The organism is Achromobacter sp. 10T422 (assembly GCF_056394065.1).
On record NZ_JBFTHD010000013.1, the window covers coordinates 56,798 to 78,964 of the forward strand.

23 protein-coding genes are annotated in these 22,167 nt (G+C 63.3%); 9 read left to right on the forward strand and 14 right to left on the reverse strand.

All coding sequences use genetic code 11. The annotated features are described in order from the left end of the window. Positions 1-4 precede the first annotated feature (4 nt). The 9 genes from AC1DB0_RS27780 to AC1DB0_RS27820 all read right to left on the reverse strand — a co-directional run bounded on the left by AC1DB0_RS27780 (position 5) and on the right by AC1DB0_RS27820 (position 8,499). Positions 5-814 carry an N-acyl homoserine lactonase family protein gene (locus AC1DB0_RS27780; RefSeq protein WP_054426768.1) on the reverse strand — a complete coding sequence of 270 codons (810 nt, stop codon included), beginning with the start codon at positions 812-814 and terminating at the stop codon, positions 5-7. Next, on the reverse strand, positions 807-1,535 hold the full coding sequence (locus AC1DB0_RS27785) for an ABC transporter ATP-binding protein (RefSeq protein ID WP_054426767.1): 729 nt from the start codon (positions 1,533-1,535) through the stop codon (positions 807-809). The genes AC1DB0_RS27780 and AC1DB0_RS27785 overlap by 8 nt, the downstream gene beginning before the upstream one ends. Then, a complete protein-coding gene (locus AC1DB0_RS27790) occupies positions 1,522-2,301 on the reverse strand; it encodes an ABC transporter ATP-binding protein (protein ID WP_054426766.1) in 780 nt (259 codons plus the stop codon). Before AC1DB0_RS27790 ends, AC1DB0_RS27785 begins: the two co-directional genes overlap by 14 nt. Then, entirely contained in the window at positions 2,298-3,278 is a 981-nt protein-coding gene (locus tag AC1DB0_RS27795; protein ID WP_476758393.1) for a branched-chain amino acid ABC transporter permease, read from the reverse strand. Before AC1DB0_RS27795 ends, AC1DB0_RS27790 begins: the two co-directional genes overlap by 4 nt. Before the next feature lies 1 nt (position 3,279). Beyond that, entirely contained in the window at positions 3,280-4,149 is an 870-nt protein-coding gene (locus tag AC1DB0_RS27800) for a branched-chain amino acid ABC transporter permease (RefSeq protein WP_054426764.1), read from the reverse strand. Between the two features lie 6 nt (positions 4,150-4,155). Continuing rightward, the gene (locus AC1DB0_RS27805) at positions 4,156-5,337 is read right to left on the reverse strand and encodes an ABC transporter substrate-binding protein (protein WP_054426763.1); all 1,182 of its coding nucleotides are present in this window, start codon (positions 5,335-5,337) and stop codon (positions 4,156-4,158) included. A gap of 94 nt (positions 5,338-5,431) precedes the next feature. Then, a complete protein-coding gene (locus tag AC1DB0_RS27810; RefSeq protein ID WP_476758394.1) occupies positions 5,432-5,755 on the reverse strand; it encodes a DUF4387 domain-containing protein in 324 nt (107 codons plus the stop codon). A gap of 4 nt (positions 5,756-5,759) precedes the next feature. Next, positions 5,760-7,124, reverse strand: a complete 1,365-nt coding sequence (locus AC1DB0_RS27815) for an acyclic terpene utilization AtuA family protein (protein ID WP_476758395.1) — start codon at positions 7,122-7,124, stop codon at positions 5,760-5,762. Positions 7,125-7,134: 10 nt separating this feature from the next. After that, positions 7,135-8,499, reverse strand: a complete 1,365-nt coding sequence (locus AC1DB0_RS27820) for an LLM class flavin-dependent oxidoreductase (RefSeq protein WP_476758396.1) — start codon at positions 8,497-8,499, stop codon at positions 7,135-7,137. Between the two features lie 96 nt (positions 8,500-8,595). On the opposite strand from AC1DB0_RS27820, the gene AC1DB0_RS27825 reads away from it, so the two are divergent. From AC1DB0_RS27825 to AC1DB0_RS27835, 3 genes are all read left to right on the forward strand, one after another. After that, the gene (locus AC1DB0_RS27825; protein ID WP_054426760.1) at positions 8,596-9,531 is read left to right on the forward strand and encodes a LysR family transcriptional regulator; all 936 of its coding nucleotides are present in this window, start codon (positions 8,596-8,598) and stop codon (positions 9,529-9,531) included. 100 nt (positions 9,532-9,631) lie between these two features. Further along, positions 9,632-10,303, forward strand: coding sequence for a 3,4-dihydroxy-2-butanone-4-phosphate synthase (gene ribB / locus AC1DB0_RS27830; protein ID WP_447577806.1), 672 nt, complete (start codon positions 9,632-9,634; stop codon positions 10,301-10,303). After that, positions 10,300-11,373, forward strand: a complete 1,074-nt coding sequence (locus AC1DB0_RS27835) for a flavin reductase (protein ID WP_476758795.1) — start codon at positions 10,300-10,302, stop codon at positions 11,371-11,373. The genes ribB and AC1DB0_RS27835 overlap by 4 nt, the downstream gene beginning before the upstream one ends. Positions 11,374-11,461: 88 nt before the next feature. Here the strand turns inward: AC1DB0_RS27835 and AC1DB0_RS27840 are convergent, their stop codons facing one another. After that, positions 11,462-11,938 carry a (R)-mandelonitrile lyase gene (locus tag AC1DB0_RS27840; RefSeq protein ID WP_054426758.1) on the reverse strand — a complete coding sequence of 159 codons (477 nt, stop codon included), beginning with the start codon at positions 11,936-11,938 and terminating at the stop codon, positions 11,462-11,464. Positions 11,939-12,088: 150 nt separating this feature from the next. Here AC1DB0_RS27840 and AC1DB0_RS27845 point away from each other — a divergent pair, with 150 nt between their 5' ends. The 3 genes from AC1DB0_RS27845 to AC1DB0_RS27855 all read left to right on the forward strand — a co-directional run bounded on the left by AC1DB0_RS27845 (position 12,089) and on the right by AC1DB0_RS27855 (position 14,971). Next, complete coding sequence (locus AC1DB0_RS27845; protein ID WP_054426757.1) at positions 12,089-12,982, forward strand: LysR family transcriptional regulator; 894 nt, start codon at positions 12,089-12,091, stop codon at positions 12,980-12,982. 141 nt (positions 12,983-13,123) lie between these two features. Next, positions 13,124-13,936, forward strand: a complete 813-nt coding sequence (locus AC1DB0_RS27850; protein ID WP_476758398.1) for a carboxymuconolactone decarboxylase family protein — start codon at positions 13,124-13,126, stop codon at positions 13,934-13,936. A 138-nt stretch (positions 13,937-14,074) separates the two neighbouring features. Beyond that, positions 14,075-14,971 (forward strand): oxidoreductase, encoded by an 897-nt coding sequence (locus AC1DB0_RS27855; RefSeq protein WP_476758399.1) that lies wholly within the window; start codon positions 14,075-14,077, stop codon positions 14,969-14,971. Between the two features lie 307 nt (positions 14,972-15,278). Here AC1DB0_RS27855 and AC1DB0_RS27860 read toward each other — a convergent pair whose 3' ends face one another. Continuing rightward, positions 15,279-16,022: a metallophosphoesterase family protein gene (locus tag AC1DB0_RS27860; protein ID WP_476758442.1), complete on the reverse strand. Its 744-nt coding sequence runs from the start codon at positions 16,020-16,022 to the stop codon at positions 15,279-15,281. 276 nt (positions 16,023-16,298) lie between these two features. Between AC1DB0_RS27860 and AC1DB0_RS27865 the strand changes: the two genes are divergently transcribed. The 3 genes from AC1DB0_RS27865 (at position 16,299) to AC1DB0_RS27875 (ending at position 18,928) form a co-directional block, all read left to right on the forward strand. Further along, positions 16,299-16,931 carry an AbiU2 domain-containing protein gene (locus tag AC1DB0_RS27865; protein WP_476758400.1) on the forward strand — a complete coding sequence of 211 codons (633 nt, stop codon included), beginning with the start codon at positions 16,299-16,301 and terminating at the stop codon, positions 16,929-16,931. 94 nt (positions 16,932-17,025) lie between these two features. Further along, complete coding sequence (locus AC1DB0_RS27870; RefSeq protein WP_476758401.1) at positions 17,026-17,940, forward strand: hypothetical protein; 915 nt, start codon at positions 17,026-17,028, stop codon at positions 17,938-17,940. Positions 17,941-18,262: 322 nt separating this feature from the next. Next, entirely contained in the window at positions 18,263-18,928 is a 666-nt protein-coding gene (locus tag AC1DB0_RS27875; protein WP_476758402.1) for an imm11 family protein, read from the forward strand. A 115-nt stretch (positions 18,929-19,043) separates the two neighbouring features. Here the strand turns inward: AC1DB0_RS27875 and AC1DB0_RS27880 are convergent, their stop codons facing one another. Genes AC1DB0_RS27880 through AC1DB0_RS27890 form a run of 3 tightly spaced genes read right to left on the reverse strand, consistent with a single transcriptional unit; the run spans position 19,044 to position 22,166 of the window. Beyond that, the gene (locus AC1DB0_RS27880; RefSeq protein WP_476758403.1) at positions 19,044-19,814 is read right to left on the reverse strand and encodes an enoyl-CoA hydratase/isomerase family protein; all 771 of its coding nucleotides are present in this window, start codon (positions 19,812-19,814) and stop codon (positions 19,044-19,046) included. A 10-nt stretch (positions 19,815-19,824) separates the two neighbouring features. After that, entirely contained in the window at positions 19,825-20,973 is a 1,149-nt protein-coding gene (locus tag AC1DB0_RS27885; RefSeq protein WP_476758404.1) for a type 2 periplasmic-binding domain-containing protein, read from the reverse strand. Continuing rightward, positions 20,970-22,166 (reverse strand): CaiB/BaiF CoA transferase family protein, encoded by a 1,197-nt coding sequence (locus AC1DB0_RS27890; RefSeq protein WP_476758405.1) that lies wholly within the window; start codon positions 22,164-22,166, stop codon positions 20,970-20,972. Before AC1DB0_RS27890 ends, AC1DB0_RS27885 begins: the two co-directional genes overlap by 4 nt. Position 22,167 lies beyond the last annotated feature (1 nt).

Consider the following 22,167-nt stretch of genomic DNA (forward strand, 5'->3'; position numbering starts at 1 on the left):
AAGTTCAACGCAAGGGAGCCGGTTCGCGGTGCAGGCAGGCGATGGGCACGGGCACGCCTTCGACGTGAGGATAGCGCGCCAGCACCAGCGGGTCATGCCCCGGCACGAAATGGTCGGGCGTGGTGGCGCATTTGAGCAAGCGGGCGTGGCCCGCCAGCATCTGCTCCACGTCTATCACCACGGGGAAGGGGATGCGGCGCGTCATGTTGGCGTAGTAGTGTGCGGCGTCGGAGGCCAGCACCACCCAGCCGCGCGCCGTATGCACGCGCACCGCTTGCAAGCCCTTGGTGTGGCCGCCCACGTGCAGCAGCTCCACGCCGGGCGCAAGCGCATCGTCGCCGTCATGAAAGCACACGCGTTCTTCATACACGCGCCGCACCACGTCGCACACATCTTCCACGGCAAAGGCGCGGCGCAGCACCGGCTCGCACATGCAGCGGCCCGTGGCAAACGACATCTCGGCATCTTGCACGTGAAAGGTGGCGTTGGGCAGCTTGTCCAGATTGCCCGCGTGGTCCCAGTGCAGATGCGTCAGCACCACGTCGCGGATCGCGCTCGGGTCTACGTCCAGATGGCGCAGCGCATCGATGGGGCAGCATTCCAGCGGCCGCTTGCGCGCCGTGGCGCTGCGTTCACCGAAGCCGGTGTCCACCAGAATGGCCGTCTTGCCGTGGCGGATCAGCCAGACAAAGAAGTCCATTTCGACGACGCCATCGTGCTCGTCGCGAAAGATGAAGTTCTCGGTCTGCCGCCGCGTCATGCTGGCAAAGCGCAACGCGTACACCTCGTATTCGGGAAGGGCGTGTTCAGTCATGTCGGGTCTCGGCGCCTAGGTAAGATTTCTGAATGAAGTCGTCTTGCAGCAGGGCCTCGCCCGTGCCGGTGCGCACCACCTTGCCTTGCTCCAGCACGCAGGCGTGATGCGACAAACGCAGAGCCAGCCGGGCATTCTGCTCAACCAGAATGATCGACAACCCGCCCTCGCGGTTCAGCGTCAGAATGGCCTGCGCAATTTCCGCGATGATCTTCGGCGCCAGCCCCAGCGTGGGTTCGTCCAGCATCAGCAAGCGCGGCTGCGCCATCAGCGCGCGGCTGATCGCCACCATCTGCTGTTCGCCGCCCGACAGCGACCCTGCCATCTGCGCGCGCCGTTCGGCCACGCGCGGAAACAGCGTGTACACCTGGTCCATCGTGCGGCGGCGCGTGGTGGCGCTGCCCACGGTATGGGCGCCGACTTGCAGGTTTTCCAGCACCGACATCCGGGGAAACAGCCGCCGGCCTTCCGGTGACAACGCGATGCCATTACGCACGCGGGCGGCGGCGGGCAGGGTGGTGATGGCCTGGCCGTCCCAATGCAACGTGCCGCGCGTCAGCGGCTTCAAGCCCATCAGCGCTTTCAGCGTGGAGCTTTTTCCTGCGCCGTTGGAGCCGACCAAGGCCAGGATCTGGCCGTTTTCCACGGTGAACGACACGTCGTGCACGGCCGTCAGCGGGCCGTAGCTGACGGCCAATTGCCGCGCTTCAAGAGTGGGCATAGTCGGGGGCTCCCAAATAGGCTTCGATGACGGCGGGGTCTTGGCGGATGGCGTCCGGCGTGCCTTCGGCCACCTTTTCGCCTTGCACCAGCACGACGATGCGCTGGCACAGCTCCATGACCAGCGCCATATGGTGTTCCACCAGCAGCAGGGACAAGTGGCGTTCGTGTTGCAGGCGTTTGAGCAAGCGGCCGAACTCGGCGCATTCCTCGCCGTTCAGGCCGGCCGCGGGTTCGTCCAGCAGCAAGACGCTGGGACGCGTCGCGATGCCAATGGCCACGCCCAGCTTCTTCTGGTGCCCATAGGCCAGCCCGCCCGCCTGTACATCGCGGAAAGGGCCTAGCCCGGTCAGCTCCAGCACGTCGTCCACTTCACGGTGGATGCGCGCAAGACCCTCGCGTTGCGCCGCCGTGTTGATGCCGTGCGTCCAGATTGAGCCGGGCAGGGTGGCCAAGGCGCCGCGATGAATGTTCTCGGCCACCGTTGCGCCCGGATAGACCGACGCGGATTGAAACGTGCGCGCCAGCCCATGCCGCACCACGCGGCTGGGCGACATGCCCGTGATGTCGCGGCCATCCAGCCGCACCTTGCCCGCGCTGGGCCGGATGGTGCCCGTGATCAGGTTGAAGGCGGTGCTTTTGCCCGCGCCGTTGGGGCCGATCAGGCCGACCACTTCGTCACGCGCCACCGAAAAGCTCAAACCCGACACCGCCTTCAATCCGCCGAATTGCTTCGACAACCCGTCCACCTGCAATAGCGCGTTCATCGCTTGTCTCCCACGAGGCGTCCCAGGCTGCTTAAGCCTTGAGGCAGAAAGCGCAACATCAGGATCAGCGCCGCGCCATAGAAAATGTTCTGCGTTTCCACCGCGCCCCGGAACAGCTCGGGCAACGGCGTCATGACCAGGGCGCCCACAAGCGGGCCGAACAGATAGGCGCGCCCGCCCACGACCATCATGATGATCAGCGCCACCGACAAGTGCATGTTGAACGACTCGGGTGACACATAGCCCAGGTAATGCGCCGTCAACGCGCCGCCCAGCCCAGCCAGCGCGCTGCCCAGCGTGAACGCAAACGTCTGCGTGCCGCGCACACCCAGGCCACTGGCTTCCGCCAGGTTCGCGTTTTCACCGACCGCATCAACGGCATGGCCGGCAGGTGAGCGGTAGAGCCGATGCAGCAGGAAGAACACGGCGGCAGTGATGACGACGGCCAGGCAATAGAACGACGCCTTGGTTGAAAACACGTAGCCGAACAGCGCCGCGGGCGGAATGCCTGTGATGCCGTTTGCGCCGCCTGTTACCGTGTCGCCTTCCAGCAGGCATAGCCGCACCAGTTCGCCGAACGCAAAGGTCACCAGCACGAAGTACACGCCGCGCAGGCGCAGCACGATCGCGCCCAGCAGCCAGGCGAACGCCGCGCTGGCCACCACCGCGACCAGCAAGCCAGCGGCAAACGGCAGGCCCGCGCCCATCACCACGGCCACCGACGCGTAAGCGCCGATGCCCGCAAACGCGCCGTGGCACAGCGAGACCTGTCCTGTGCGCGCCAGCAGCGACAAGCCGCTGACCTGGATGGCGTTCAGGCAGATGAAGATGGCCAGATGCAGGTAGAACGCGTCGTTCAAGGCCAGCGGCAAGACGGCCAGCGCGACCAGCGCCATCAATCCGGCGATGCTGCTGGGCCGCAACGCGCGGCGCGGCGGCGTCACCGCTAGAGAACGCAGTGCTTTGGTATGGTTCATGTCAGGCCTCCGCCCGGCCCAGCAACCCCGACGGGCGCAAGACCAGGACAAGCATCACCAGCACCAGGATCAGGATCTCGGCAATGCTGTTGTTCATGAAGGTGCTGGCCACGCTCTCGGTCACGCCAAGCAGCAGGCTGGCCAACGCCGCGCCAGGAATGCTGCCCAGCCCGCCCAGGATGACGACGACAAACGCCTTGAGCAGCGGCGTCGCCCCGATGAACGGCGACACCGAGAACAGCGGCGCCATCAGCGCGCCGGCAATCGCGGCCAACCCCACCCCGATGCCGAAGCCCAGCGGATAGATCAGCCGCGCCCGGATGCCCTGCGCGGTGGCGATTTCCATGTCCTGCACCACGGCGCGCAGCGCCCGGCCGTTGCGGCTATGGCCCAGGAATACGTACAGCGCCACCAGCACCGCCACCGAGAAGGCCACCACATACAGCCGCGACATGGGCAGCACCACGCCGCCAATCGTCAGGATGCCGTCGGCAACCGAAGGCATGAATTGCGGGTCGGGGCCGTACAGCATCAAGGCGCCAGCCTGCAAGATCATGGCCAGACCAATGGTGGCGATCATGCCGTTCAGCTCGTCGTGCCGGAACGGTTTCAGCACCAGTTCTTCGATCACCCAACCCAGCACCAGGGCGATGACAAAGGCCAGGCCGACGGCGGCGATGAAGGGCATCTGATAGTGCGATACCAGCAGATAAGCGGAGAAGGCGCCCAGCATGTAGAACTCGCCATGGGCGAAGTTCACGATGCGCATGACGCCAAACACCAGCGTGAAGCCCACCGCCATCAATAGATACAGCAGGCCGATGATGACGCCGTTGACCAGCGCCTGGGCAAGTAGGGTGGATACGCTCATGGCCGCCTACCGGTTGATGGTTTCGCAAACCTTGACCGAGCAACGCGCGCGGATCACTTCCTGCCCGTCCTTGACCTCGGAGATGAAGAAGGGCGCTTCCACCTGGTGGTCGATGCCGTAGCGCGCCTTGCCGCCCCAGTTCAACTTGCCCTGGATGCCGGGGTAGTCTTTCAACTGTTCAAGCGCCGTGCGCACCTTGTCGGAATCGGCCACCGTGCCTGCCGACTGCATCGCCGCGAACAGCATGTGCGTGGCGTCGTAGAAAGCGGGGCTGAAGCCGTTCATCTTTTTCTTGTACTTGTCCTGATAGCGCTGCGCGTAGTCCGACACCGCCTTGCTGTCCGGGTCGGTCAGGGAGCCCACCAGCATGCCTTCGGTGGCCGGCTTGCCGGCTACCGCGACGATCTCCGGCGTGGCCGGGCCGCCGTTACGCACGATGCGGCCCTTGAAGCCCAGTTCGCGCGCCTGGCGCACGATCAGGCCGGCAGTCGCCGGGGAATTGCCATCCAGCTCGATCGCGTCAATGCCGGACGCCAGCATGCGCGTCAAGAGCGGCACCATGTCCACCCGCTGGCGTTCGAAGAATTCCTTGGACGACATCTGCGAGCCGGCTTTCTCGTAGGCCTTTTCCAAGTCGCGCGAAATCTGCTGGCCCGATTCATCGTTGGGGAACAGCGCGCCCACCTTCTTCAGCTTGTATTCCTTGACCATCCATTCGATCGACGGGTAGGACGTTTCCTCGGTCGTCAGGTTGGGGCGGAACGAAAACGGCTTTTCGGGGCTCAAGGCTTTGGCGGTGAAGCCCAGCGTCATCGTGATGACCTTCTCGCGTTCGGTCAGCGGCGCCACGGCCAGTGCGGGCGCGGAACCGGTAGGGCCGATGATGTACTTGACCTTGTCGTCCGAGATCAGCCGGTTGGCGGCCGTGACGGCGTCGTTGGACTGGTACTTGTCGTCATACGGAATGATCTGCACCTTGTAGCGCTTGCCCCCGACCTCCAGCCCGCCTTTGGCGTTGACGTCATCGGCGGCCAGCTCGGCCGCGTACAGCATGGCCTGGCCCCACGCGGCGCCAGCGCCAGACAGCGTGACCAGCGCACCAACTTTCAGGGTTTCCTGGGCCTGCGATACGCCAGGCACAAGGCCGGGCGCAAGCAGCAGGGCGGACAGCAACAGGCTTTTTTTCATGGTTGTCTCCTTGGGGGCACTTTTTGGGGCATTGCCTGGCGGCATTGCTTGGTTCTTCGTGGAAACCGGGGCGCACTCGCCCCGGCCGGCCTCGCTATGCTGCGATGTCCAAAGGCACTTCAATATCCAGCAACGGCGCATGCTGCTGCGCGCCATACACGTCCGTGTCGCCCACCGCACCCGACGGGATACGGCGGCGCAAAGTGGCTTTCCAGGCCAGCGCCGGGGCGTACTCGGTGAACAGCACGTCTTCAGGGCGCACGTGATACAGCTCGGAGATCAGTTCGGCATTGATGACGCCGGTGGCGCGCACGGCTTCGAACAGCGCGGGCTTGTCGAACATGATGTCCAGCGTGATGTGGAAGGGCCCGGCGTTCTTGCTCTTGCAGGCGCGAGCGATGTGTTTCAGCTTGATCATGGCGCTAGACCTCTTCGTATTCGATGGGGAACATGGCCAGCGGATCGTCCACGCGGACGACGTGCTGCAACATGAATTCGTAGATCGCGCCGCGTTCGATATCCGACGGCGAAAACGGGAACGCCATGTTGCCCTCGCGGCACATGCGGCCCGGAAAGTCCGAATGCAGCAGCGTCACGCGTGCGAGCGACAGGGCAGCGTTGGCCACTTCCTGCGTGGGCGCCACCACCTCGGCGATGATGGCGACCTCCTGCGGCGTGGTGCCGGCGTTGGGCTCCCATTGCCCCATCACGCCATCGCGCCCGTAATGGCGCAGCACCAGCTGATAGCCCGCCGGGTCGATGCCCAGCGCCTGCACCTTGGTGGCGGTGGATTCGCGAACGAACGCCAGAAAGCTGTCGATCTGCCCGATCAGGCCGGGGTCGCGCGTGGCGGCAAACGCGATGGCGCTATAGCCCGCCAGCCGTGCGCCTTCCAGCTTCACCGTGTACGGCGCCGGATGCCATTGCATGCCGGTGATACGCACGCGGCGGTCGCTTATTGCATCCAGGCGGCACGCGCTGGCGTCGGCGACGCCGCCCGGTTCGTGGCGCAACACGGGGCTGGCGGTTTCATGCAGCGCCTGCACCGCAACCGACAGCGGCGTGCAACGCAGCTCGGGGTTCAGCGGTTCGGCTTCAACATAGTCTTCACCCACCGTCACCATCAGGCAATCGTGCTTCTTCGGTATGGCGGCGTTGCACGCGCACTCCAGCATCTTGCCGGCGTACCACGCGGGCGCGGGCGGCAGGCCGTGATGCATGGCAAGCGCGGCCCAGGGCGCGGGGTCGGTGCCGCGTCCGCCCAGAATCACCTGCGCACCCGCCTTCAAGGCTTGCAGATACGGCTCCGGGCCCATCATGCCCACGATGCGCACGGCGTTGTCGATGGCGCCCGCAGTMAGCGCCGGGGCGTTGTCCAAGGGCTCAACGCGGCCGGCGCGCAGTTGCTCGATGAGCCAGCCCTTGTCTTGCTCGGCATGAATCAGCGCCATCTTGAAATGCAGCCCGTGTTCGGCGGCAATGTCGCGGATGATGTCGGCGCAGGCTTCCAGATGGGGTGCGCCGCCTGCGCCGCCGCAGGTGCCCACCATCAGCGGAATGCCGTTGGCGATGGCGCCACGCAGCAGCAGCGACAGGTCGCGCTTCATGGCCATCCGGGAGTTCAGCGTCTTGCCAGAACCCAGGTAATGCGGGCCGGGGTCGCTGCTGCCGCCGTCCACGCCGATCATGTGAGGTTTCAGCCGCAATGCCGCGGCCAGCGAGGCTTCAGGAAAGCCATAACCCAGGATGCCGCTTGCCGACATCATGCGTACGGGGGGTGTCGTCATGGCCGGGCGCTCAACGGGCAGCGCGCCAATCGCCGGCGCGGGGAATGGTCAGGCCCAGCGTGCCGCGCAGCGTGGCATCGCCATATTCCTTGCGGAAGAGACCCCGCTTTTGCAGCTCGGGCACCACCAGACGCACGATGTCTTCATAGGTGCCGGGCACGGATGTGGCCGACAGCACGAAGCCGTCGCAGGCGGTGTTGAACCATTCCTCCATCTGGTCGGCGACTTGTTTGCCGGTGCCGCAGAACACCGGCCCATCGTTCAGCGTGCCGCGCCCCGAGGCTTCAACAAAGTCCTTCACGGATGGGTTGCGCTTGCCGCTGACTTGCACGACCTTGTCGCGCAGGCTTTGCCACGACACCGCCGCCAGCTCTTCGTCTGTGAACGGCTGTTCGTAAGGGCGGCCGGAAAAGTCGATGTTCAGGGTTTCCCCGATCATGGTCAGGCCATCGATGGGGCGCGACAGGCTGGCCACCAGATCCCGCTGTTCTTCAGCCTGCGCCTGCGTGTCGGCCACGATGATCTTCAGCTCGGGGCAGATCTTTACGCTGCCGGGGTCGCGGCCGGCGCTTTCCACGCCATCCTTCAAGGCCTTGTATTGCTTCTTGCCGTTGTCCAGCGTGGGGTACTTGGCGAACACCACTTCGGCCCAGCGGGCGGCAAACGCCAGCCCGCGTCCGCTTTGGCCGGCTTGCAGCACCACCGGATGCCCTTGCGCGGAACGCGGCACGGTCAGCGGCCCGCGAGATTGAAAGAAGCGGCCTGCGTGGTCCAGGCGGCGCACCATGTCAGGGTCGGCGAAATGGTCAGCTTCCTTGTCGGCCACGATGGCGCCTTCGGCCCAGGTGTCCCAGTGGCCCATCACCACTTCCATGAATTCGTCGGCGCGGTCATAGCGCAGATCGTGTTCCAGGTGTTCGGAGTGGCCGAAGTTCGCCGCTTCCGAATCATTCATGGACGTGACCACGTTCCAGGCCACGCGGCCCTTGGTCATCAGGTCCAGCGTGGCGAACAGGCGCGCCACATGGAACGGTTCGTAATAGGTGGTGGAGTAGGTGGCGCCCAGGCCCAGGCGCGACGTCACCATGGCCATCGCCATCAGCACCGACGTGGGTTCCAGCTTGATGGCGCGCACGCCATGGGCCACGGTTTCGCGGTGGCTGGCGCCGTAGATATCGGGCATCGCCAGGCGGTCGTCAAAGAACGCCATATCGAATTTTCCGTCTTCCAGCGTGCGGGCGATGCGTTGGTAGTATTCCGGCGACAGGTAGTCGTTCATGCTTGACGGATGTCGCCACGAGCCCACATAGTTCGAGCAGTTTTGGGCTTGCAGGAAGGCGACAAGAGTCATCTGGCGGGGCGTCTTGGGTGTCATGTTTGATCCATCGGCAGGGTTCGAAAACTGTCAGGAAGTATTGACGTCGCGCCGCCACCCACACAATTTCCCTAGCGTGATACTTTTATAACCACCATGAATAAATCGTCGGACCGCCCCTCGCTGACCCGGATCGAACTCGACGAGCTCGAAACGTTTCTATGGGTGGTGCAAGAGGGCAGTTTCAGCGTCGCCGCGCGCAAGCTGCACCTGTCTCAGCCGGCGGTGACCAACCGCGTCAAGCGCCTGGAAGACAAGCTGCGCGTGAAACTGCTGCTGCGCACGACCCGCCATGTGGAGCCCACCGAAGACGGCCTGTTCCTGCGTGATGCGGCTGAGCAGGCGGTGTCCGGGTTGCGCGCGGCGCTGTCGCGTTTCCAAAGCGCTGCCGAAAGCGAACGCAACCGCGTCACGGTGGCCGTCACCCCGATGATCTCCGCCACCGTCATGCCCGCGATCATCCACGCCTATCAGGAACGCTATCCCGACGTGCGCGTCGTGCTGCGAGATCTGCCTTACGAACAAGTGGTGCGCAGCGTGGTCGACGGCAAGGCCGATATGGGCGTGGCCGCGCTGGACGGCACGCCGCGCGGGCTGCGCTTTCAGTTGCTGGCCGAAGAGGACATGCTGCTGGTCGTACCCGCCAACCATCCGCTGGCCGACGCGGGCGTCGTCACGCTGGACATGGTGCGCCACCATCCCCTGATGTTCCTGGACCGGTACGCGGCGCTGCGCAAGCGCCTGGCCGACGAGTTCGGGCGGCGCAACCTGGCCTTCAACCCGGAAATCATCTCGACGCTGCCGGTGCTGCTGGGCATGATCGACGCCGGCAACGGCATCACCTTCCTGCCGCGTTCCATGGCGCAGAACAACGCGCGCCGCACGCGCACTACCGTGCAGGTGCAAGACCTGGACGCCTCGCGCCGTTACGGCAGCGTCGTGCGCAGCAAGGCCGAGCTCAGCGCGGCGGCGCAGAATTTTCGCGCCTACCTGCGCCAGCATTTCCGCGAACGCCTGGAAGCGCTGGGCTAGCAATTTATTCGCGATCGTTATAAGTCAATTCACTTCCGCAAATTGTGGCCGCCGGTAGCCGCTCCTAGACTGCGCTTGTTCAGTCAGAAGGAGAGGGACCATGGAGGTTCTGCGGGCAGATCTGCGCAACGTCACGGCCGACCGGCCAGAGCGCGCATTGGATTCGGTAGAAGGCGCCATCGCCGCCATTGCGCGCGGTGAATTCGTCATCGTCGTGGACGACGAGGGCCGGGAAAACGAGGGCGACCTGATCATGGCCGCCGACGCCATGACGCCGCAGGCGCTGGCTTTCATGCGGCGTCACACCAGTGGCTTGATCTGCGTGGCGATGCCAGGCGCGGCGCTCGACCGCCTGGCGCTGCCGCTGATGGTGCAGGACAACGCCGAGTCCTTTCAGACTGCATTTACTGTCAGCGTGGACTTGCGTCACGGCATATCCACGGGCATCTCCGCCGCCGACCGCGCAGCCACCTTGCGCGCGCTGGCCGACCCGGCATCCCGCGCCGAAGACTTCGTGCGACCCGGCCACATCTTTCCGCTGCGCGCGCGTAGCGGCGGGGTGCTGGAACGCCCGGGCCACACCGAAGCCGCCGTAGACCTGGCGCAACTGGCAGGCAGAAACCGCTGCGGCGTGCTGTGTGAAATTGTCCGCGACGACGGCGGTATGGCGCGGCGCGACGACCTCGTCCGCTTCGCACTGCATCACGCGCTATGCATCATTTCGGTCGCGCAATTGATCGACTATCGGAAAAGCAAGGAGGGCAGGGCATGAACACGTTTGATTCCCGCGAATTGCGCCGCACGCTGGGCGCCTTTACCACCGGCGTCACGGTGGTGACCACGCTGGACGCCGAGGGCCGCCCCTTTGGCGTCACCGCCAACTCCTTCAGCTCGGTATCGCTGGACCCGCCGCTGATCCTGTGGAGCCAGTCGCTGAAATCCAGCAGCTATCCCGCGTTTCGTGACGCGCCACGCTTTGTCGTCAACATTCTGGCCGACCATCAGGTGCCGGTATCAAACCGCTTCGCCAAATCCGGCGGCGACAAATTCGAAGGCGTGGGCTATCGCGCAGGCGAAGGCGGCGTTCCCATTCTTGACGACTGCGCCGCTTATCTGGAATGCGAAAAGATTGCGGCGTACCCGGGTGGCGACCATGTCATCTACCTGGGCCAGGTTCACAACCTGCATCGCGCTGGCCAGCGGCCATTGGCGTTTGGCGATGGCGCCTATCGGCTGACCTTTGCGCATGACTTGGGCGAAGCGTCTGGCACCGCAGCGGAGCCGGGCTCCGGGCTATCCGCCTTGCACGCCGTGCGATACGCCACGGCGGCATTGCCCGAGATTTGCCAGCGGATCGGCCAACGTACCGTTGGCCTGGCGGTGTGGGGCAACCAGGGCGCCACCATCATCCGATGGGAACCGTCGCCCACGCCCGTCAGCCCGTACTTGCAGACAGGCGTCGTCGTCAGCCTGACGCAATCGGCGACCGGCGCGGTGTTCGCGGCGTTCATGCCGCCAGAAGTCGTGCAATCCGTCATCGCGCACGAACTGGATGCCCGCGCGGCAGAAGGCCACCCCGACACCGGCAATTTTGCGCAACGCGTGGAAGAGGCCCGCGTTCACGGCTTGGCGCGCGTGGTCGGCAGCGCGCCATCGCCGCGGCACAAGGTCACGGTCAATGCGTTTTCGGCGCCGGTGTTCGACGCCAATGGCGACATGGTGCTGGCGCTATCCACCACCTGCGAAGCGGCGCGCCTGCCGCCGGACTGGGATGGCGACGTGCCGCGCGCGTTGCTGGCGTGCGCGGCGGAGCTGTCGCGGCAGTTGGGATTTAGGGGATAGGGGATAGGGGATAGGGGATAGGGGATAGGGGATAGGGGATAGGGGATGGCGCATTCAGGGTGGCGGCTCTGCGCCGCCGCTATTCCGTTTAGCGCACCGCGTACTGCGCGTCGCTGACTTTTTCCATCCAGTCGACCGCCTTGCCATCCAACGCTTCGGCAATCGCGATATGCGTCATGCCCGTAGCCGGCGCCGCGCCATGCCAATGTTTGACCTGCGGCGGAATCCAGACGACATCACCCGGGCGTATCTCACGTACCGGGCCGTCCCATTCCTGCACCAGTCCGGCGCCCGCAGTCACGATCAAGGTCTGACCCAGCGGATGCGTATGCCACGCGGTACGTGCTCCGGGTTCAAACGTGACCGTGCCGCCACCGACTCGGGCAGGCGCGGGCCGGTTGAACAACGAATCGACACGGACAGAACCGGTGAAGTAGTCCGCCGAGCCCTGCGCGGACGGCTGCGTGCCAATGGGGGTGACGGTAATCAACGCGCCATCTTCCTTGGCGGACGCCGCAGAGACGGCAAGCGATAGGGAAACGGCGGCAGCGGCTAGGGGTTTCATGATGGGTGGGCGTCCAATCGAAGGCGGTGGGGAAGGGACCGGGGCCGCAGCGTTTATGCGGGCAGGTCCGTCGTTGAAATGAGTATAGGGAGCCATCCATTGGGCGATAAGATGGCAAAATCCGCATACACCTATGCATGGAATTCACCAATGGCCACGGAAAACCTCAACGACTTGCGCGCGTTTGTCGCTGTGGCGCAGGCGCGCAGCTTTACGCGCGCGGCAGCTCAGTTAAATGTGTCGCGGTCGGCGCTGAGCCACACCATGACCACGCTGGAAGCCCGTCTGGGCGTGCGTCTGCTGACGCGCACGACTCGCAGTGTGTCTCTGACCGAAGCCGGCGCGCGCCTGTTGAGCACCTTGTCACCGATGTTCAGCGAGCTGGACGCCGAGCTGGCCGCGTTGCGCTCGGCGCAAGACAAACCCGCTGGCACCGTACGCATCACCGCCAACGACCACGCCATTGCCACGGTGCTGTGGCCCAAGTTGCGCGAACTGCTGCGCGCGTACCCGGACGTGCGTGTGGAGTTGAACGTGGATTACGCGTTGACCAATATCGTCGAACAGAATTTCGACGCCGGCGTGCGCGTGGGCGATATCGTAGACAAGGACATGATCGCCGTGCGCATCGGGCCGGATCTGCGCATGGCGGTGGTGGCGTCACCCGATTGCCTGGGTTCGCAGCCGCTGCCCTCAACGCCCAACGACCTGACCCGCTATCCGTGCATCAATCTGCGCTTGCCGACGCATGGCGGCCTGTACGCCTGGGACTTCGAAAAGGGCAAGAAGTCGTTGGCCGTTCGCGTGCAAGGGCAGGCGATTTTCAACAACACGTTCTTAATGCTGCAAGCGGCGTTGGATGGGCAGGGGCTGGCGTATGTGCCCGAAGATCTGGCCGCGCCGCATCTTGAAAGCGGCCGCCTGATTCCGATTCTGCAAGACTGGTGGCCGCGGCTGCCGGGATATCACCTTTACTACGCCAGCCGCCGCCAGATGGCGCCGGCCATGGCGTTGGTGATTGAGGCATTGCGGGTTCGGCGTTAGGGCAGCGTGGGGCGCAGGCAGAGCGGGGCGGACATTGATGAATCGATTTCACGAGTGAATGCGGAATAGGGGGCTTAATCCAACAGCCCTAGGCCCGTACCATTTCAGCTTCAGTCACGCCAAGCCGGAGCGAAGCCCGAAATGAAGAAATCCCTCAGTGCGCTGTGCGCGTCGTTCTTGATGTCGGGCATGATGCCGGCCGAATCCCTCGCGAAATCGGGGGATGCGGCGGCTGGTACGTCGGCCGCCGCGGCATCGGCCGCCGCGGCATCGGCCGCCGGTGCCGCCGCGTCGACGAATGCAACGGCCGACACCTCCGACGCCTTGAACGCACGGCAACAGGCGATTCCGCCTATTGCCGCATTCATGGCCACCAGCGACATGCCCCGGCTTAACGCCGCCTTGAACGCCGGGCTTGACGCCGGCCTGACCATAAACGAATCCAAGGAAATTCTGGTTCAGCTTTACGCGTACACGGGCTTTCCGCGCAGCCTGAATGCGCTGTCTGAACTAATGAAAGTCGTGGACGCCCGCAAGCAGCGCGGCATTCAAGACCCGATCGGCGTAGAACCCAGCCGCGCCGTCGCCACCGGCGATGCATTGTTGGCGGCCGGCAAGGCCAATCAGACGAAGATCTCCGGCGCGCCGGTACAAGGCCCGTTGTTCGACTTTGCGCCCGTCATCAACCAGTTCCTGCAAGCGCATCTGTTCGGCGACATCTTCGAACGCGACAACCTGGATTGGCAAAGCCGGGAGCTGGCGACCGTCGGCGCGCTGGCTGCGACGCCCGGCGCGGAGCCGCAATTGCTGGCGCATGTGCGGGCCAGCATGCGCGTAGGATTAAGCGCCGGCCAGATGCGTCAGCTGACGCAGGTGCTGGCGGAACAGGGCGATGCGCAGGCGGCGGAACGCGCAAAAGCGGCGTTGGCGCAGGCGTTGGCATCAAAGTCCTGAGTGGTGAACGGCTCCAACTGACGCAGGCCCAATAGAATACGTTGTCACATGCTCTCGCCCTTCAACGCCGCAAACGGCTTGGGCTGGAATTGAACAACCGAGTTTTGCTGCGGCTTGCTCCGCAAAGAGCCAACCAGGATGGAAACCACCACACAATCCACCGTCGCCATCATCGGCCCGGGCGCCATCGGGACGACGGTTGCGGCCGCACTGCACGAGGCCGGCCGTACGCCATTGCTGTGCGGACGCTCGCCGCGCGATAGCCTGACCCTTCTGGATGGCGATCGCCGCATCATCGTTCCCGGTCCGGTGCGAACTGATCCTGACCAGATCGATCGCACGGTCGAGCTAGTGTTCCTCGCGGTAAAGGCGACACAAGTTGAATCCGCCTCGGAATGGCTTGCGGCATTGTGCGGGCCGGAGACCGTCGTGTGCGTCCTGCAAAACGGCGTAGAGCAGTTGGAGCAAATTGCCGCGCATGCCCCGCGCGCGAAGATCGTTCCCGCTGTGGTGTGGTTTCCTGCCCAGGCGCAGCCCGATGGCTCGGTACGCTTGCGCGGCGATGTGCGGCTAACGTTGCCGGACACGCCGGCATCCCGCGTGGTGGCCAACACGCTGCGCGACACCCGGTGCGCCGTCGACATCACCGCAACCTTCAAATCCGAGGCCTGGCGCAAGCTGATGCAGAACGCGGTGGCGGGGCTCATGGCGCTGACGCATCGGCGTTCAGGGATGTTCGCCCGGCCCGACATCGCCAAGCTCGCCCTGGCGTATCTGCAAGAGTGCCTGGCCGTGGCGCGCGCCGAGGGCGCCGAACTGGGCGACCACGTCCCGCAGGAAATCCTGCACAAGTTTCAAGCGGCGCCGGCCGACATGGGAACATCCATCCTGACAGATCGCGTAGCGGGCCGGCCCCTGGAATGGGACATCCGCAACGGCGTCATTGCACGTCGCGGGCAGGCTCACGGGATTCCCACGCCGATCAGCGACGTGCTGGTGCCGCTGCTTGCTGCGTCGAGTGATGGTCCGGGTTGATCCTGGGCGTAATGCGCATGCTTGGTAACTGCGGTACCTGTCGCGCAGGCGTGTTTTCAACGTTGGGCCGAGCAGCGACGCCAAACGCCTCCATTTCCACGTGGGAGGTGTTGCACGGACACATCAGGCGTCGTCGTTGCACTTGTTGTGTGTCGCCCCGAAAAGGGCGGAGGCTGCCGTCTGGAATTCGCCGGAAGGCAATTGCGGGGATGGCAGCCGGGCTTCTCCGTTGCCGGCTTCCGACCCACAAGCGACAGTAGCGCTTTCCGGATGCGGATGCCCCAGTCTGATTCCGGCGACGATACATTCAGCAATGCCCTGTACGAAGGGCCTTTTCCCATTCAGGTCGCCGGTTCCGGGCGGCTACATTCGCAGCCTCGTGCCAGTCGTATTCAACAGCGCGAAACTCGACGTCCCATCCCGATGCAGTTCTCGTGACGAGGGCATAACGAGCGTGCGGTGATCCCATTTCCATACGATGCGGAAACGGAAGACTATCCTCGTATGCTTGCAGCCCGACACTGCCTGGGTTCACGATCAGGCACCTCTGATCTAGTCGCATCGATCGTTGCAGGTGCGTGTGTCCACAGAGAATCAGAGTCGCGTTGGCATCGCAAGCGCGGCTTTCGACCTCATCAAACGTCGCTGGCCGACATCCATGTTCCGTTACGGTCTCGAGGAAATAGAACAAATCGCTTTCTGGCGTGCCATGCACAAGCAGGACGTCGTCGGTGAGTCGTAATGTCGCCGGCAAATCGCGTATCCATGCCAGTTGATCATCTCGTAGCGCGCGGTGGGCAAAACGGTCTGACAGTCCCATGCGGGACGGATCGCCAGCAAGCAGTTGTCTTTCGTGGTTGCCCTTGATTGTCGGTAGTCCGAGAGGCATCAAGCGATCAGCCGTTTGAGATGGATAGAGTGCACCGGAAAGTATGTCACCGAGATTTACGATCACGTCGGCGTTGTGCTGATGGGCGTCATTCAGCACGGCGTCCAGAGCCGCGAGATTGCCGTGAATGTCCGATAGGGCTGCGATCTTTGTGATGCTCATCATGGTTTATTGGGTCAGTGATCAGTCGTGATTGTCAGCGATTCAGGGCGTTGTGTCGATTGTCCGGAACTGGCCGCGGACCGCCCTTGATGATCGGCCGATGGCGACCCTGAGCGGACATCTGAAATAGATCATCGTCGAATATATTCCCATGGGTTGTTAACCATTCCAGACAGCTTTAAGATCGACACGTATCGAAAGGGACTTAGCCTCATACGTGTGCTCAGGTGAATAAGAAGGACATGAGAAACCGATTATTCGGTAGCTAGGAGAAAGATGGTCACACGATCGATGGAAGAAGTTCGGGAGGACTACATCTCCAGCATGGGACATGAGCTTGGTCCCAGTTTTCATGAGCTGTCCCGAAAGCTAATCGAGCTTCATGTGGTGTGGCAGCAGTACCGGCAACTGTATGGCGATGAACCAGAGATCGTTCATTTACTCAATCGAACTTCGGGGTTGTTCTTTAAGATTGTCCAGGACGAGCTTTGGGATAGTGTGCTTTTGGGAATCTCTCGAATGACAGACCCGCCCCAGACAGGCAAAAGGAAAAACTTGACGGTCCAGTCGCTGCCAGTACTGATTGATGATTTCACTTTGCGTTCTGAGATACAGGCACTATGTGATAAGGCTTTGACTTCAGCAGCGTTTGCGCGAGAGCATCGGCACAAGCGGATCGCCCATCAGGACCACGACTACCTCAGCACACGCGACTTAAATCCTCTCAACGGAGTTAGCAGGGCTTTGGTGGAGGAGATATTAGCTGCGCTTAGAGCTGTCTTGAACCGGCTCAATAGTCACTTTAGAGGTAGTACGGTCATGTATGAGGGCTTCGTGGATGAGAGCGGCGCCCGACTTTTGATTCATAAGCTGAAGAAGCTGGAGCGGCTGTGTTGCGCAGACAAGTAGCTCAGCAAAGGGGTACTCTGCCCTACACTACCGACCTGGGCCATTGTCCTCCCATGCCTCATAAAGAACTGTCCGCACCATTGCAATTGAAAACATGGCAATAAAAATCACGCCACACCTTGTCCATCTTGCGTATGAAGCGGCGCTTAGATCCTTCTGGAGAAAAGAATCCCTTCGCAAGTTTCTGCGACAAGCCCATGTTGCAGAAACGCACTTGGCAACGTGGTCTCTCGAGGAAAGTAAACGCGATTTCCTCGACCGAACGTTCGCGTCACTGCAACGAAGTGATAGAGGCAAGGCAGTAATCGGTGAAATGGCACGTTTTCTTGCCGAACAGACCACTTTTCCGGACCTCCGAAACTGGGAAGATTCTGCAGCGAAGATCCAAGACGCATCCAAAGCAGTCGCGGAACTGAAGGCGCTTATAGTGCGACAGTCAGAAGAGGTTCGATCTGAACGTGAGCGCGAGGCAGTGAGGGCCAAGGCGCGGGAGGAGCGAGAAACGCTTCAACGTCAAAGATCCTCCCTTGCAGGACTGATGCAACGGCTCAACGAACTTTCGCGGCAGCAAGGAACGGCTTCAGGGGGCTATGCCTTTCAAGATTTTTTCTACGATCTGTTGTCATTCACTGAAATCGAACATCGTAAGCCATACAACACAGGCGGCCGACAAATTGATGGCTCCCTCACTATTGACGGAACCACCTATCTCATCGAGCTGAAGTTCACTTCGGACCAAGCAGGCGGCCCAGACATTGATGTATTTCGGAGCAAGGTCGAAAGCAAAGCCGACAATACAATGGGCTTGTTTGTCTCCATGGCGGGATACTCGTCGGTGGCGGTCCGAGAAGCATCCGGCAAGAAAACCACTTTGCTGCTTCTTGACGCGTCGCACATATATCTGGTGCTCAGCGGCGGCATGCCTTGCATCGACGTCATTCGGCGAGTTCGTCGGCACGCGTCTCAAACTGGGGAGTCACTCCTTCCGGTTGCGTCTTTCGGGGGCTAAGGTGACATCGATTGGGGGTCGATTTGTTACTGCGTAGCCAATTCCAGCCCCGCTCAACTCGGACCTCCAACGGGCTAAGTCTCCCAGTTTTAGTAGCCGTTGCTTCGGGAGGCTGGCGGTCCCTTGATGGTGCTCTTATTTTTCCTATTTCGGGGCTCGTCAGCCTAGGGCGTTGAACTCTCGCGCCTTTGATGCCGTTGACCGCTCCTGGCCGGAAGCGGCCAAGTGAATCCAGTACAGGCACCATTTCGACGGAACTTGTGGTGGCGCTAAAGCCCCGTTAGCATCGGCTCACCTGCATTCCCGTTCTGCGCCCACATCCATGATGGAAGCCACCGTGACCAAACCCACCGCCATTGAAGTTTCAGGCGAAGCCGCATCTCATAAGGGCAAATTTTTCCTGATCGACGCCAGCTTCTTGGAAAACGGCAGGGTGTCCGGCATAGAAATCGCCAACGAACAGAAGCTGATCGATCCGGGGATGAATGTCGTCTCGCGTCCTAATGGAATGCCAGATCAGTATCCGCAGCGTCCGCACCTGGTTCATGTACCGGAGAAGGGCGCAATGCCACGCGATCTGGAAGAGCTCGCCGGCATATGGATTGTGTCGGAGCCGTTGAAGCAACTGTTTGAGCAATTGGACGCCGAGGCGTTTGCATTTGTGGCATGCGACTTCAGCCTTGCTGACGGGAGCCCCGGTCCTAAGTACTACCTAGGCAATGTGCTGCGCAGACTCGATGCCCTGGATGAAGCCGCTTCTTGCGTGAGGATCAAGCTCGACCACAATTATCAGACCGGCGAGGACGAGAAGCTTTATAGCCTCGTTGGCGGGGCCAGCTTGGTGTTCAAACAGGATGTTGTGGGAGATGCCCATATCTTCCGCCAAGATCGCATGGGCGCACCTCCCATTTGCGACCGCGCGATGTTTGATGCATTGAGTGCGGCCAACTTCTCCGGCGTACGGCTGCGCGATGTAGCCGATATTTAGAGCTGATACGCCAGAGGAGGGTTATGGCCGCTGCGGGACCCTAAGCGGCCACCCTCGGATGTCGGTGCGGTGACGCGAATGCTCGCTTTCCTCTTCACGGGCGTCACCGCACCCCTCAACGCCGCTCGAATTTCGGTGCGCGCTTTTCTTCAAATGCCTTCCGTCCTTCCTTGGCGTCGGCGGTGGCGAAGCAGATTGCTTGCAGATCGCGCTCGTATTCCACGGCCTTCTCAAGCGGCATCGACAACGCGGCGCGCAGATTGACGCGTGCCGTCTCGGCCGCTATAGGCGCGCGCGAGGCGATGGTGGCGGCAAGCGCTTGTGCGCGCTCGCGCAACTGTTCCTGCGGAACCACCTCGCTCACCAGGCCCCACGCCAGGGCCTGCTCGGCGCGGATGGGGTCGCCGGTCAGCACCATCAGTGCGGCGTTGCTCGGGCCGACCGCATGGACAAGCTGCGCCGTCATGCCGCCGCCGCCGATCCAGCCCAGCTTGATCTCGGGCGCGCCCAGGCGCGCGTTGTCGGAGGCGATGCGGATATCGCAGGCCAACGCCATCTCGAGGCCGCCACCGAAGGTATAGCCGTTGATCGCCGCCACCGTGGGCTTCTTCAGCATGCGCACGCAGTCGCAGTAGTCGAGCCGATTGCGGAAATCCCAGGGCGTGGCGTAGCGGTCAAGCTCGGTAATGTCCGAGCCGGCGCAGAAGGCCTTGGGGCCCGCGCCGGTCAGGATCACCGCGCGCACCTGCGAATCGGTGTTGCATTGCTCCACCGCCGCGATCAGCAGGTCGGCCATCTCGGGCGTCATTGCGTTCAGCTTCTCGGGACGACTGAGTTCGATGATGGCGACATGGCCATCGATACTGAGATTAACGAGTGCGCTCACGTCGAAATCCTTATGTTGCGGTGTGCTTGTGGGCGCCGGCCAGGCTGGCCTGGAAACGCTGAGTCAGGCCGCGCGCCAATGCGTGGGAGGATGCGCGGGCGGCGACGCCGTTACGCAGAAACTGCGAGGCCTCGGTCTGGAAGGCGATGTAGCCATCGTGCCGCGGCCGGATCGAGGCGGCTTCAAGCGTGCGGGCCGTGTTGGCATAGAAGTTGCCGCTCGCCGCATTCACGTTTGCATCGGCCCAACTGCCGCGATGGCTGGGCTGCCCTTCGTGCTGCGGGATGAAGCCGCTTTGGGTATCGGCCGCCAGCAACCACAGTAGATGCGCGCGCAACTCCGGCCCCACGATGCAGCGCCGTGATATCGCAATGCCGGTGCCACCGAGGATCGAGCCGGGCCTGCCCGCTTCGGCCTCGGGCGCGTCGCGGAACGTGAGCGGTTTCGCGACCGCAGAGGTGGCGTAGTTCACATAGCCATAGACGAGCGGGCAGAGCGCGATGTCATCGCGCGAGCTCATGTGGCCGAGCAGCGCGATCGGGTTGTAAGCCAGGGCGTGCGCGGGCGTGAGCCGCGCCAATTCGCTGAGCACATCGCACGCGTCGGCGAGCGTCGCCTCGTCGTGCCAAGCGCCGTGCGGGCGCAGGTCGGTATCGGGCGCGATGGCGGCCGCGATCGACAGCAGCGACAGGAACGGGTGTGGACCGCCCCAACTGAGCGCGACCGCGCCGCTGCGTTGCGACAGCGTCAGCACCTCGCGCCAGGTGCGCGGCACGGGGCCGTCGAGCCGATCGGCGCGCGTGGCCATGACCTGCGTGGCGGCGTCCAGCGGCAGCGCCCATTGGCGGTCGGCCATCCGATAACTGTCGTATGACAGCCCGATGCTATCCCGCGCGATGCGCGCCAGCTCGTCGGGCGCGAACACGGTGTCCAGCGCTTGCAGGCAATCATGCGCCAGGGCCTCGCCCAGATGGGGATGATCCAGCACCACCAGGTCGTAGCGGGCGCAGAGTTCGGCGATGGGCGCCGATTCGAAGCCTTCAAGCGACTGCTTGTCCCAGTGCACCAGCGGCGTGAGAGCGGTGGCGGCGTGCAGGGCATTGAAGCCGCGCGGATGGTCCCAGGTAAGGCCGCGGTAGGGCAGGGCGCGCTCGCTCATTCCGAGGCTCCACGCAGCACCGCGCCCGAGGCCGCATGCGCGGCGATCTCGTCGGCGCTGAAGCCAAAATCGCGCAGCACTTCGTCGGTGTGTTGGCCGGTGAGCGGTGCGCCGCGCGCCACCTGGCTCGGCGTCTTGGAAAAGCGGATCGGAAAACCCGGTGTCTTGATCAGGCCTTCGGTCGGATGCTCATACTCGACGAAGGTGCCGTTGTGCGCGATCTGCGGATCGTCGACCAGATCGGCGTATCCATAGACGGGGCTGCACCAGATGCCGGCGGCATCGAGCTTGGCGAACCAGTCGGCCGTCGAGGCCTTTGCGAGGGTGTCGCGAACGAGCCCATAGATCTCGTCGCGCTTTTCCCAACCGTCGCGCTCGCCGGTGTACTCGGCCAGGCGCGGCTCTTCGGTCACGCGCGCCAGCACGTTCATGTCGGGCATGGCAAGCGCCAGATAGCCGTCGCTGGTCGCGAAGGTGCCGTAGGGCGCGCGGATGTACACGTGGGCATGCGGCTCGGCACTGCGCACCTGCGGCTTGTGCCCCACGGTGTAGACCGAAAGCTCCTGCATCTGGATTGTGGTGATCGCATCCAGCATGTTGACCTCGACCTTCTGGCCTTCGCCGGTGCGCTCGCGGTGCAGCAGCGCGGCCAGCACGCCTTCGAAGGCGCAATACGCAGTGACGGCGTCGACCACATACTGGCCTGCCGCGCGTGGCGCTTCGCCCGCACGGCCCGACGACAGCATTGCGCCCGACATCGCCTGCAACAGCAGGTCCTGACCTGGGCGCGTGGCATAGGGGCCGTCTTCGCCGAAGCCCGACATCGATACATAGATCAGGCGCGGGTTCAGCGCCGACAGGGTCTCGTAGTCAACCCCCAGACGGCCGGCGACACCCGGACGGTAGTTCTGGATGAACACATCGGCCTGCGCCGCGAGCTTCTGGATGATCTCCTTGCCGCCGGCGCTCTTCAGATCGATCGCGAGCGAGCGCTTGTTGCGGTTCAGCGAAAGAAAGGACACGTTGATCTTGTTGCCCGTGATGCCGCCGGCGGGCGCGTGCCGCTGCCATTCGCCGGTGGGCGGCTCGATCTTGATCACGTCAGCGCCCAGGTCGCCCAGGCGCTGCGCCGCGAAAGGCCCCGCCATGGCGATGGAGCAGTCCAGAACCTTGTAGCCAGAAAGAATACTCATG

Excerpts from the sequence above, each read along its gene's own strand:
- AC1DB0_RS27780 (WP_054426768.1), bottom strand. The coding sequence starts at position 814 with ATGACTGAACACGCCCTTCCCGAATACGAGGTGTACGCGTTGCGCTTT.
- AC1DB0_RS27785 (WP_054426767.1), bottom strand. The coding sequence starts at position 1,535 with ATGCCCACTCTTGAAGCGCGGCAATTGGCCGTCAGCTACGGCCCGCTG.
- AC1DB0_RS27790 (WP_054426766.1), bottom strand. The coding sequence starts at position 2,301 with ATGAACGCGCTATTGCAGGTGGACGGGTTGTCGAAGCAATTCGGCGGA.
- AC1DB0_RS27795 (WP_476758393.1), bottom strand. The coding sequence starts at position 3,278 with ATGAACCATACCAAAGCACTGCGTTCTCTAGCGGTGACGCCGCCGCGC.
- AC1DB0_RS27800 (WP_054426764.1), bottom strand. The coding sequence starts at position 4,149 with ATGAGCGTATCCACCCTACTTGCCCAGGCGCTGGTCAACGGCGTCATC.
- AC1DB0_RS27805 (WP_054426763.1), bottom strand. The coding sequence starts at position 5,337 with ATGAAAAAAAGCCTGTTGCTGTCCGCCCTGCTGCTTGCGCCCGGCCTT.
- AC1DB0_RS27810 (WP_476758394.1), bottom strand. The coding sequence starts at position 5,755 with ATGATCAAGCTGAAACACATCGCTCGCGCCTGCAAGAGCAAGAACGCC.
- AC1DB0_RS27820 (WP_476758396.1), bottom strand. The coding sequence starts at position 8,499 with ATGACACCCAAGACGCCCCGCCAGATGACTCTTGTCGCCTTCCTGCAA.
- AC1DB0_RS27825 (WP_054426760.1), top strand. The coding sequence starts at position 8,596 with ATGAATAAATCGTCGGACCGCCCCTCGCTGACCCGGATCGAACTCGAC.
- ribB (WP_447577806.1), top strand. The coding sequence starts at position 9,632 with ATGGAGGTTCTGCGGGCAGATCTGCGCAACGTCACGGCCGACCGGCCA.
- AC1DB0_RS27835 (WP_476758795.1), top strand. The coding sequence starts at position 10,300 with ATGAACACGTTTGATTCCCGCGAATTGCGCCGCACGCTGGGCGCCTTT.
- AC1DB0_RS27840 (WP_054426758.1), bottom strand. The coding sequence starts at position 11,938 with ATGAAACCCCTAGCCGCTGCCGCCGTTTCCCTATCGCTTGCCGTCTCT.
- AC1DB0_RS27845 (WP_054426757.1), top strand. The coding sequence starts at position 12,089 with ATGGCCACGGAAAACCTCAACGACTTGCGCGCGTTTGTCGCTGTGGCG.
- AC1DB0_RS27850 (WP_476758398.1), top strand. The coding sequence starts at position 13,124 with ATGAAGAAATCCCTCAGTGCGCTGTGCGCGTCGTTCTTGATGTCGGGC.
- AC1DB0_RS27855 (WP_476758399.1), top strand. The coding sequence starts at position 14,075 with ATGGAAACCACCACACAATCCACCGTCGCCATCATCGGCCCGGGCGCC.
- AC1DB0_RS27860 (WP_476758442.1), bottom strand. The coding sequence starts at position 16,022 with ATGAGCATCACAAAGATCGCAGCCCTATCGGACATTCACGGCAATCTC.
- AC1DB0_RS27865 (WP_476758400.1), top strand. The coding sequence starts at position 16,299 with ATGGTCACACGATCGATGGAAGAAGTTCGGGAGGACTACATCTCCAGC.
- AC1DB0_RS27870 (WP_476758401.1), top strand. The coding sequence starts at position 17,026 with ATGGCAATAAAAATCACGCCACACCTTGTCCATCTTGCGTATGAAGCG.
- AC1DB0_RS27875 (WP_476758402.1), top strand. The coding sequence starts at position 18,263 with ATGATGGAAGCCACCGTGACCAAACCCACCGCCATTGAAGTTTCAGGC.
- AC1DB0_RS27885 (WP_476758404.1), bottom strand. The coding sequence starts at position 20,973 with ATGAGCGAGCGCGCCCTGCCCTACCGCGGCCTTACCTGGGACCATCCG.
- AC1DB0_RS27890 (WP_476758405.1), bottom strand. The coding sequence starts at position 22,166 with ATGAGTATTCTTTCTGGCTACAAGGTTCTGGACTGCTCCATCGCCATG.